The sequence below is a fragment of the Aerococcus sp. L_32 genome (genome assembly GCF_050689315.1).
In genome coordinates this window covers 1-1159 of record NZ_JBOEQF010000558.1, presented here as the reverse complement: position 1 = coordinate 1159, position 1159 = coordinate 1, and the positions used below count along the sequence as shown (strand labels likewise).

Sequence of the window (1159 nt, the reverse complement as noted above, 5' to 3'; positions counted from 1 at the left end):
TTAGCAGCTGGTTCAACTATTACCAAAGATGTCCCAAGCAAGGCTTTAGGGATTGCCCGTTCACGTCAAGAAAATAAAGATGGTTTTTGGGATAGATTACCAATTGGTAAAAAAGACTAAGACTGCAAATATTTTAACTAAATTCACATTTTTCGATTCGCTATTTAGCTAACAATCGTCGTTTTTCTATGGTAGAATAGGTACGATAAGAGTGTCTGAGCATTCAGTATTGTGGAGGGAAAAAAATGTCAGAATCTATAGTCGATCATGGACTAAAAATCTTTTCATTGAGTTCAAACAAAGAACTTGCTGAAAAAATTGCAACTTCAATGGGCGTAGAGTTAGGTCATATTTCAGTGTCACATTTCAGTGATGGTGAAATTAAAATTGCGATTGAGGAATCTATTCGTGGGGACAATGTTTATATCATCCAATCAACATCTGACCCAGTAAATGATAACTTGATGGAATTATTAATCATGATTGATGCTTGTCGTCGTGCAAGTGCCGAAACGATTAATGTTGTGATTCCTTACTTTGGCTACGCACGTCAAGACCGTAAGGCACAACCGCGGGAACCAATCACAGCGAAATTAGTGGCGCGTATGATGGAAAATGCTGGTGCAACCCGTATTCTTGCGTTAGACTTACATGCTGCGCAAATCCAAGGTTTCTTCGAAGTGCCAGTAGACCACCTATACGGTGCGCCATTACTAGCAGAATACTTCTTAACCAATGACCGTTATACCGATTCAGACATCGTTGTTGTTTCACCTGACCATGGTGGGGTAACACGTGCACGTAAACTCGCTGAATTCTTAAAAGCACCGATTGCCATTATCGATAAACGTCGTCCAAAAGCAAACGTGGCCGAAGTCATGAATATTGTTGGGGACGTTGCCAACCGTCACGCCATCATCATCGATGACATGATTGACACAGCGGGTACCATTACCCTAGCTGCATCAGCAATCAAAGACGCGGGCGCATTATCTGTTGTGGCTTGCTGCACACATCCAGTATTATCTGGCCCAGCAATCCAACGTTTAGAAGACTCAGACTTAGACGAAGTGGTCGTTTCTGACTCAATCTTCCTAGCAGATGAAAAACGTATCGATAAAATTAAACAAGTAACTGTATCTGAATTAATCGCGGAAGC

Annotated in this window: 1 protein-coding gene; it reads left to right on the top strand. The window is 41.4% G+C overall.

What is annotated here, in order from left to right:
• Nucleotides 1–245: 245 nt before the first annotated feature.
• Nucleotides 246–1159 (top strand): ribose-phosphate diphosphokinase (locus ACRCJ0_RS14760; protein ID WP_431390962.1); only part of this gene is annotated, 914 nt, incomplete at its 3' end.